Origin of the sequence: Vibrio sp. JPW-9-11-11 (assembly GCF_013369335.1) — a bacterium.
GTDB lineage: Bacteria > Pseudomonadota > Gammaproteobacteria > Enterobacterales > Vibrionaceae > Vibrio.
Window position 1 is genome coordinate 471,361 of the sequence record NZ_SZQJ01000004.1, and the last position, 10,647, is coordinate 482,007.

Genomic DNA, 10,647 nt, shown 5'->3' on the forward strand with positions numbered 1-10,647 from the left:
TACTCTGCCTAAAATCTATGTTCACTAATAATATGCCTAAACTGTCATTTGGTCTCATAATTGTTTCACTTTTACTCACTGCATGTGGCGGTGGTGGTGAAGAGGGGGATAGTACTCCTCAAGCACGTAAAACAGGAACCATATCTGGAAACGTTTTTGATGCACCTGTTTATGGTGCGACAGTCAATGTATGGGAATACGATGACGGCAAACTTGGAAGAAAGTTAGCCAGCACAACAACAGACTCTATAGGAAACTACAAGTTAGAGTTTGAAGCGGCATCTCGACCGTTATTGATACGTGCTGAAGGCGGTGGGTACACAGATCCACTAACCAAAGAAACGGTTTCAGTTAGTAATGGCAACATGCTCAAACTGGATAGTGTGATCAATTACAGCGAAGGCGCTACTCATAGCTTAATGATAACGCCATTAACGAACATAGCAGCTGGATTGACAAAGTATCAAATCTCCCAAGGTGTAGCAGGTTCTACTGCGATTTCTTCGTCTCTAGAAAGTGTCAACTCTATGTACGGTTTCAATGTTAACGAAACTTTACCTATTGATATCACAAAAGGCGGCCAGAGTGGGTACGCGACTCCTGGGCACCAGTACGGAGCTTTACTGACTGCCTACTCGTCATTGTCTTACGACATGATCAAAATGCATGGTAACTCAGACAATATTTATACCTCGATGCATCTTGCCGACATTCAATATCGAGATGTGGCCGCAGATGGCTTACTCAATGGTGAAGAGATAAGTTCGGTAACTGGTGGTCTTAGCAAATCAACGTTCGGTCAAAAAAAGATCACCAGTGATGTATATACCAACGAGCTTTCTCAGCATGTTCTGATTGTTGTAAATGATCCTGATCTTAATGTATCTGGTACATCTGGTGATGATTATGTTGAATTCAGTCAACAGCTAAATGGTCAGGGAGCGAACGGAAACAGTGGGGGGCTTGTTCCTCCTAGAGATGAAACTCAAATCGATACCACTGCGCCAAATGTCACCCGAGTTGGAAGTGAGATGCTTGCGGGTGAAGATAAAGTCGATATTACCTTAACCGATGAAGTCGGCGTCAAGGATGTGTCCGTCTATTTTCAGTATCAACTGTATGATTCATGGTCGAATGAATATCAGTGTGATGATTTACAGTCATCAGGAAGCCAATTTTGTTCCATTGAATTTGATGACTTCAAGGCGGGCTCACGTGAAACCAAGATCAAAGTAAGTATTGATACCGAAACCATTGATGCTATTGATGTTAACCATGATACAGAACTATCAAATGTTACAGCGGCTCGTTTGGTGGTGTATACCACTGACGTATTGGGTAACGCGCTTGTAGTAGGAACTGGTTCAGGGCATTTAGTGCCGTTCGAATGGGACAATAATGCCCCTGTTATTGAAATTACCTCAAGTGATACCATCAAGAAGCAGGATCAAGGTGCAAACTATATACTTAAAGGTATTGTGAAAGAGCCGCCGGAAGAGCTAGCGTCAGTAACAGTATCGTTTAAAGGAGGTTTACCTACTGAGTTGGAATGTGTTTCAGCTAATTCAGGTAAAGCCTGTGAATTTACTAGTCAACCCTATTCTATTGAAGATTTTCTCTCATCTACCTCGTTTGAGGTGCGCGCGACAGACAAAAGAGGCAATGTAGGCATTAAGCCTTTTGAAGTACGTCAGGATGACCAAGAGCCTACTCAAGATCTTTCTTTCCCTGAGGGTGCACCCATGAACTTTGTTCAGGTTGATATAACAGGAGAAAGAAACACCATAGAAGGTCCCTATAATCAAGATACTTATACAAAAGATACTGTTCAGACTAGCCAAGACTATTTGAAGATCGACTATATCTATGCAAGTGAGGGCATACAAAAAGCAATACCAAATATTGACTTTAAGAACTTTACCCCAAGCGTGCTGAAAGAAAATAGAATCCCTTATCTACGTGTCAGAGTGTTCGACATTAATAGCAGTACAGTATTGGGTTCGAGTGCGGATGACCTAACACTAGAGGTTAAATACTATGTAAGCTCTAAAAACGATGGCAACTATACGTATAAAGAGCAAATCAAGAATAAAGCATCGGACGGTACGGCCAACATTCCACATGAGACGATTGTAAAAGAGAATGATCGTGTAGAAGAAATGGTCTATTACGTGCCATTAGTGAGAGAAATACTTGGCTCTGGTTTTAAGAGTACGTCAGAAAATAGCAGCCATATGCTTACCATCCAAACGATAGATGGTGCAGGCAATAAGAGCCAACTTCAAAGTATTTACTTCCGAAGTAGTTTTGACCTGCCAACAATGAAGGTGGTGACGCCATTCATTGGAGCTCGGGTACAGTTGGAGGGCTTGACACCATCTGGAGAGTTTACATCATTGGCAAGTTGTACAACTCAAACCAGCCAATCGAAAACAGAACTTGATGTTGCCTCTTGTGAAGTAACAACTGACCTTGTCAATTACGACTTTATGCGGTTAAGACTAATTGGCGTTCAGGGATCTTCTCCACATTACTACCAGTGGACAAACGATCCAAGTGCAAAGCAGGAAGTCAAACTAAATAACGCCAATATTGGGGCCTATTTTAAACTTAACGGTTCGCAGACATTTTATTTGACGGAACTGTCAACCTATCAAACGGGTCTGTTTGACTACCAGTGGAATAAGCTTACTGCAGGTGAAAAAAACTCAGCGCGTGCTATTGAAATTTTAGATGATGTAAAAGAGGCATTGGCCGGACGTTATAACAACTCGTTTTTCGGCTTTGATCCGACTGTTACACCTTATGCAACTAATGAGATGTTAGCCTATGGTATTCCCAAGAACCCTTCTAATGATTATTTACATCGTTTCCTAGTTGAAGGGTTTGAAAAGCTGGCGCAACAGACGCCTTTATACAATTCGGTAGATTTCTCATCAGCAGTTTACGATGACTTTAGCTTTGACGGGAAAGCCAATGGCTTGGGGAGCGGTAGTCGTCAGATTGTTCTTGATCTCTATGAGTTCGGTCCTAATACATACCGAAAGCATTTGGCTCAATATTACTACGATATCATGACGAGCAATGGAATAGAGTCTAATGTAGCGCAAGCGTATGCTGATGTCATTTCTAAAGCTAACCCAAATTTAGATGGCAGCCCTATTTTTGATAGAGAAGGAGAAAGTATTGATAAGCTTCCTCCTCAGCCGACTATCGTGATCGAAAATGGCAGAGAAACAACTGTTGGAAATAAGAGGTACGTTGCGGGTCAATTGGAATCAAAAATTATATTGGAGGACCCTTCTGGCATCGATACAAAAGATGGCAGTCAACCAAAGTTTGTCACTAGCTGGTACAAACAAAGTGACCCAAATACCCCGATTAATTTAGATCTTGCCATTACAGAAGGCGGAGCGAGTTCGAGCTATCGTAAAGAGTATGGGTTCACTCTAAATACTCAGTCTACCAATTTACCGGGTATTGTTGAGTTTGCGTTGGAAACCAGTGCAAAAGACTTACAAGGTAATGCCTATGGTTATGATGGCAAATTCCCTCACTTACAGTCACTCTACATTGATAATGACTATCCTAAAGCGAGTTATGTATTACCGAATGGCATTGAGTCCGACGAAGTTTATCTAAATGCAAGCTACGTACAGGAGTTGACGTTCAAGATCGAAGATACGGTCGGCGATAAGTTGGATCAAAGAGGGGTAACTTTTTCAAAGTTAAGTGGGGAGAAACTTTCATTTACACATGATCTGTTTTCGAGCAATACGAATGAGTTCTTTAAAGTCAAACTTTGTGATGGTACTCGCTGTGCAGAGCAAGGAAAAGTCATCTATCCAGGTGAAGGTGAATGGATAGTATCCGTATCGGCTGAAGACCAACTTGGTAATAAAGTCACTGACGGGACGTCTTCGGCACCGAAATTTAAGGTTTTAATTGACTCGAAGGCACCGGTCGTCAATGGAAAAGTGATTGCTAATCGTCTAGGTGGAAATGCAGTTTGGACGCCTGATATTGGCTGGGGGTTAAGCCCGGGTAAGCAAGTTGACGTTTTACTCAAAACGGGAGCAGGTAAGCTGGTGAACCTGAAGCACTATGAGGTTGAACCGCCAACCAGTGATGAACCTTATTTGTTCGGAACACAGCCTGACGTTAAAGTTCGGTTGATTCCCTCAGCTTTTGATTATAAGGAGAAAAACACGTTTAAGGTGGTTGCCACAAACAGTGCTTTCCCTGCGAGTTCAAGTGAAGGAGAGTTTGAGTTTCAAGTCGACAATAAAGGTCCAGACATTGTTTTAGATAGCCCATGGATTGCCGACACAGTCTCAAAAGAAAGCTATGTAATGGGTCGTAAATTTAATATTAGATTCAGTTCTGTGACCGATGATTCAGAAGTGAAAACGGTTTCGCTATGGCAGGATGGAAAAGATACGGCCTTATATACCCTTGAGCCCAAGAACCCTAGTCAGCCGTTTGAAATGTTTATTGGCACTGAACAGAGTGATCTGATTCAATTAGACCCAGACGATAAATCAGTCAAACTCATTGTAAAAGCGACAGATGAATATGGTTTTGTTTCTGAGTCTCAGCCAAGCAAAATATTGCTCGATAGAGAAGGACCTACGTTATCGTTACATGGTTATAAGCCAGAACGTGAGGATATTTACTACCTTGGTAAATATGTATTTGACGTGGTTGCTCAAGACCTTGATAAAGAAGGTGTACCTTCGTTGACCGGTGTGAACAAAGAGAGCTTGGAATACTGGACGTATACAGATATCCCTCCTCAGACCGAAACAGGAACAAAAGTCGGTGAGACTCTGAAGTTACCTTTGGGTGACTTGAAAGATGGTGATAACTGGGTACGTCTTAAAGGCAACGATGTTCGAGGAAATACTTCTGTGTCTGACTTTAAAATTAAAGTTAATAATCGTATGCCTAGTGTTAAGTCTTATACTTTAGCGTATAAAGATGATCAGACTATTATTGACGGAGCGATTACTCGCGATGCTCCAGTCGTCGTGACGATGGAAGTAGAGGACGTAAGTGGTATTGATAAAATTGAGGCGACTTATAAACACTCCGCTCAACCGCAGTCTTCTGATCTCGCATTCATAGAGATTTCGAAAGGTAAGTACCAGGCTGAACTGTCGCCTGCAGATTTGCCAGAAGATGGAAGGTACGACCTTAGAATTAAGGTTTTCAACAACGTGAAATATAACGCTGAGTCTGATCGTAAAGTTAATGACTTTACAAAAACGATGAGCGTGCAAAGACAAGGTGTCGCGCTTGCGGTAGCAACGCCAAATCCGTTCCAAAGTCACATCTCAGGTCCCGAATTATCGGTAACGTTTAATCCTGTTGGAGAAGTGAAAGCTAAGACTTTAGAGTGTTGGGTGAGAGAAAACTATACTTCTGATACCGCACCATCTGATAGCTACGCGTACTCTGGTATTATAGATAACCCTCAAGAACCTTACTCTTGTACTGTTAGAAGCGACCGCGATATGTCAGATATTCCTGTAGTTCTGATAACAAGAACTATTGGAACAAATGACAAATCAACAGTATCTAAGTTCCGCTTTGAGATGGTAGATATTAAGCCGCCGGTGGTGAAACACGGTGACACATACCAGTTTGTTGGCAATGAAGTGTCTGTTGACTCTGAGGATGGTGCAACCAAAACACTCGAGTTCTCGTTAGACTTTGAAGATGAGTTATCTGGAATAAACATCTCAGACCAGAGTGCTTACCCTAAACTAGTCAGAAACCGCGGCAATATGGCTTTTATTCCTCAAACCTGTACTGCGCAAACAGAAGGTAAGACGTCATGTACTTACAAGGAAAAATACGATGACATTATTGATGGTTTGAGTTCTAGTCACGATTACAAAGTTAAAAACTTAAGTGACATCGCAGGGAATGTAGCTGCTGATCATAGCTTGTCGTTGTTACTTCCGTCCGGTAAGCCTACAGTTGAAATTCTGAGCCCTCAGGCCGATTCAGTGATTGATGGTCAAAAACTTAGTGTGTCATTTAAAATTAAACGAAACGACAATTCTAAGTTAGACAACTTAATCGCTGCTGTAGGTAGTGCGTCTTATAGCTTTAAAGATAACCGCTCTATGTTTACCCCAATTGAGGTGTGTGGCCCAGGGGATCTGGCTGGTTATGATTGTTCGACGTTCTCTACCCAGTTGTCTAAAGATACTGACGGTAAAACTTTGAATGTTAGTATTTCGGCAATCGACGTTTGGTCAAATACAAGTAGTGATAGCATCAATGTTAAAGTTGATAATTCACCACCTACTATTGGTGATGAGGTATTTATTACTCAGTCAGGAGCCGACAAAATTCGTTTCAGATTTAACATCAAAGATGAGGTAAGTGGTTTAGCTAAGGTTAAATACAAAGTTCTCAATCCATCATTTGAAGAAGAAAAACTTACGGATATGGATTACTTTGAGATAGACAACTCGATGCTAGAAGGTCTTGACAGTATAAAGGTTGACATAACAGCGACCGATAAAGTGAACTTGACCACTACAGCGTCTAAAACTATCGATATTAAAACATCGGAAGTTACGGTTAGTTTTGAAGGCATTACCTCATTAGAAGGTGGCAAGCTGTTACTTAAAAATAACAACCAACCTTATACAATTACAACGGTAGATAAGGAAGGCGTAAGTGCTTCCCAGTATAGCTTAGAGCTAATCCCAAGCGCCGGAGATAGCTTGAAATATACAGGCAACATTAACTCATCAAGTGCTAATGGCACGATGAACTTCACGGTTAATGAGCAAGCTGCTTACACCTTGAAGGTCACCGTAACCGATTCTATCGGTAGGCAAGTGAAGAGTTTCAAACTTTTCAATGGTAATTACGATGATACAGGCATTCCCGCCATTGTTGACCATGAGCTACCAACGGTTTCGATAGCAAGCGCGACTCAGCTATCTCAGGTTCCTGAGAACGATAGGTACCAGCTTGATGTCACAGCACACGTCACTGACAAGAATTTGAATGTGGTAAGCTCATTTGCGGATAACGGTAGCGGACGTTTTAACCCTCAATCCGTCACTAAGCCTACTAACGATTCGGAGCCTTATGTATTCCACTATCTTCTTGCTCCGGGGAGCTATACGTTCAATGTGAGCGCCAATGATCTAGCAAATCAGAGCGCTGAACGTACGATTGCCGCGAAAGTTGAGGCCGCGACAACTCCGACACTTGCAATCTCGACGACAGCTACTCCCCCTCTGGCAGGGGGAGAAGAGGCGACTCTATCGTTTACCTTTTCTGAAGAAGTCAAAGGTTTTGACTTCTCAGATGTGAAGCTTACTGCGAGTGATAGTGGGGGTATTGGTCAGCTGAAACAAGAAACTTGGGCGACTGTTGACAATATTACCTGGACGGTTAAGTACTTAAGTCCAGTCGGCGAAAACAAAGATATAACGATACGGGTTGATGATAATAGTTACCAGAGCTTAAACACTATCCCCGGAAAAGGGGATAGTTTGCTTCTGGGGGTTGAGGGCGCGTTACCAATCCTTACCAATGCGACGTTTACTCCGGGTTACCAAGCCATTGGTGAAAGTGTGGGCGTGAGACTGGAGTTTGATAAAGAGCTGCAATCTGCGACCGCGACCTTAGGCGGCACGACCATCAGTTCACTGGCGGCGACGGCGGACAAAAAAGTATGGACAGGTAACGTGACGGTGCCGAGCAGCAGCGACCGCAGTGTAGGATTAGTGGTGAGCAACTACACCGACACACTGGGTAATGTAGGCGATGACAACACCACATACGCGTTACCGATTACCCCGACCATTGCGATTGGCAGCATTAATGGTGGTAATACCGTAAACGCTTCGGATGCAGCGGCGGTGGCTATCACAGGTAGCAGCACGCGTTTTGAGTCGGGTGAATCGTTAACGGTTCAAGCGAGTGACACGAACGGTGGCAAAACCCCAGAAACGAGCGTCAATGTGTCAGGTGACGGTAGCTGGAGTGTGAACCTAGACATGAGTGCGCTACAAGACGGACAAATTACCGTGACGGTGAAAGGGGAAAACAACCTAGGTGCAATAGCTGAACAAGCAGAAGGTACTACGACCTTAGATAAGACACTTTCGGCATTTATTAGATACGTGGAGCCACATGAATCTTATGTCGAATTTTTTAACTATTTGCCTATGGCAGCGTAAATGAAGCGAGCGTTTAGCTCGCTTTTTTGTGATCTATATCTAGTGAAAGAAGTTATTCTATAAATCTCTTTTGCACCTAATAGCTTATATATAAGGCAAAATTTGTAGAACAACTGTCACTAATGTTGTTTTGGTAGGGGATAAAGTCATTGTGAGGGTTAAAGGTTGCTCGGTGTGGTAAATGTGTCGCGTTGAAAAAATGTTTAACTATTATATAGTTATGCTCGTTTCTATACATAGGTATAGAGTTCTGCTTTAGGTGGTTATTCCCACCTTATATGTTGTAACCGAAAATAAAGCATATAAACCTAGCTTGCTTCTGGAAGGTTACTTTTGTGAGTATTTTACGCACTCACCTTTTTATTTTGCCTCTGTAGCAGCCGTTGAGTGATTCACGTGGCCTGCTGTGGAGGCCATAACAGCTGCCTCGCTTTTCCATCATGAACGACAACTGTTACCTTCTGCTCATAATTAATGAATTGTCACCAAAACGATTTAGATGAAAAAGGTGTTGAGTTGAAGGTAGAAAGTGAGGCATTCCTGGTTGTTAGGTCGGGTTTTATAGTTATTTTAACTTTTTTCTAGTTATTTAGTCAGCAATTCGTAGTGATGTATCTAATTGAATTTAATCAGATAACTTAGTATTATTTTTTCCACCAAATCGTACCTATAAGCCTTATCAGCTTAAATGTCACCGCAACCCTATTAATGATGTCGGTTGTGGAGAATTTACATGCAATTAGTTTGCAAATTTATACCAAGCTCGAAGCTATCGTCCAACGAGCTATCTTATGTTCTTACACCGGATGAGTGTGTAGGGCAGCTTTCGCGTGTGCGAAATTCAGAAGACATTATAAGAAACCTCCCTAAAGAGCTTGCTCAGAAGATCTCAATCTCTACTAAGAAGTCTAGCGCTGGGTTGCTCGCGACTATTCGAACCGAGCTAGCAAAAGGGCACTGGGTTACGTTGTCTTCCTTTGCTCGTAGGTCGCCATTAACAGACTCTCAGCTGCAAAGTTTCCCAAGGCTTAAAGCAGTGATTGACTCTGTAGCAGCTTCGAGGGAAAGCAAAGTTTTTAAAGCGGGTTACAAGCAGGTAACGGACGACGTCGCGCTAGTTCGCAATTACACACACGTACCTTCTGAGCCAAGCCCAGACCACAAAATCGTAGTAGAGTTTGCGGGGCAGTGGTCTAGCAATGCTGCCTGCTTGATGTTGGGTAAGACAGAAGCACAAAAAGAAAAAGTCACGGTAGGAAAAGCGGATACTGAAAACAAACACCGTAGCCTTGCAACCTTTAAAGATCTAGAAACAGAAGGCAAAACACTTTACATCAAAATCCCTTGTTCCGACCAACCTCAGCCGATCTTGCTTAAACTCGCCGAAGACCTGCAACCCGTTGATAAAGAGACGCAGATGGATGAGTGGGATAACGTGCTCGTGCCTGTGGTTCCTTTGTATAAATCGGGTTCTTCGTGGGATGGTTACACGTCAGGGCGTGTTTACATTATTTGGAATGGGGAAGTTTGGCGAGAGCTGCAGGTAACAAATGATGGATATTTTGCTGATGTAGATATGAGCCATAGCCGAAAAAAAACAACGGAGACAAGACACGTCAATATTGATGGCTCTTCGTTGTTCCCCGGGGAGAATGTTGCTTTTGAACGGTTCACCATTTTGCAAGATGGGGTAGAAGTGTTTAGCGGCGAACTAGACATCAATGAGCAGGCAAGAGTGTTTAGTTTGGTCGCAGAGGAGGTCGAGATCAAGTTCGTTGATTTTGAACACAAGCAATTGATGGTTCCGACCCATCCTAGCCCTATGAAAGCCTCTGCCACACCGAGTGATGAGGTTCTAGGCTATCCGTTACCTCATATCTGGATACCATACAAAATCAAAGGTGAATGCCAAGACGTTTACCTGTATTACGCATCTCAAACATTAAGTGATGATGCTATTTCTGAATTAGAAAGCAATTATGAATCGATGGCTGTTTCACTAGCTGAAGCGTCAGACTACAGCAGTAATCAAGAATTTACTCAACAAACCGTTTTTGCTTTGCCTGAACTCTCTGAAAGTCAAAAAGTGAAGGCGGTTGTCAATGAACAGAACGATTGCAATGTCGCTGCAGTCAATATACCGCCTCCTGGAAGCGAGATCATATTACGCTATCGTGTTCTGGGCTCCACCGATCAGCCCGATGACTATTTTATGTTACAAAACGAAGAGCATAGTTGGTCGCAAAAAGCATATTTTCGTTGTGCCAAGGTCGATGAAGATGGCTATCTCAATTTACGATTTAGTGGCTGGCCAGAAAAGGTTAAAGAAGTCGATATTTTAAGGGGAGCTCATGCATCACGAGGGAATGAAACTCCCGAAACGTTTAAGTTGCGCGAAAAAGTAAAAGTTACGGATTTATTAGGCTAGAAA

2 protein-coding genes are annotated in these 10,647 nt (G+C 42.6%); both read left to right on the forward strand.

Translation table 11 applies throughout. The features are described from left to right. Positions 1 to 32 precede the first annotated feature (32 nt). On the forward strand, positions 33 to 8,216 hold the full coding sequence (locus FCU94_RS04750; RefSeq protein WP_255199226.1) for an Ig-like domain-containing protein: 8,184 nt from the start codon (positions 33 to 35) through the stop codon (positions 8,214 to 8,216). A gap of 733 nt (positions 8,217 to 8,949) precedes the next feature. Further along, positions 8,950 to 10,644, forward strand: a complete 1,695-nt coding sequence (locus tag FCU94_RS04755; protein ID WP_176287390.1) for a hypothetical protein — start codon at positions 8,950 to 8,952, stop codon at positions 10,642 to 10,644. Positions 10,645 to 10,647 lie beyond the last annotated feature (3 nt).